Source organism: Actinotalea ferrariae CF5-4, assembly GCF_000603945.1.
GTDB classification, from domain to species: Bacteria; Actinomycetota; Actinomycetes; order Actinomycetales; family Cellulomonadaceae; genus Actinotalea; species Actinotalea ferrariae.
Genome location: NZ_AXCW01000620.1, coordinates 1 through 215 on the forward strand (window position 1 = coordinate 1; position 215 = coordinate 215).

The following is a 215-nucleotide window of genomic DNA, read 5'->3' on the forward strand; positions in this document are numbered from 1 at the left end:
GCCGTGGTACCGGGCGGCGGACCTCGTCGCCGTGCCGTCGCGCAGCGAGTCGTTCGGGCTCGTCGCCGCGGAGGCGCAGGCCTGCGGGACGCCGGTCGTGGCCGCCGCCGTCGGGGGCCTGCGGACCGTCGTCGTCGACGGGGTGACCGGGGCCCTCGTCCCGGGCCACGACCCGCGGCAGTGGGCGTCGGCGCTCGCCGACCTCCTGGGCGACC

1 protein-coding gene is annotated in these 215 nt (G+C 80.5%); it reads left to right on the forward strand.

Translation table 11 applies throughout. The features are described from left to right. The coding region (locus tag N866_RS19510) for a glycosyltransferase (RefSeq protein WP_034230169.1) at nucleotides 1-215 on the forward strand (215 nt) is incomplete at both ends.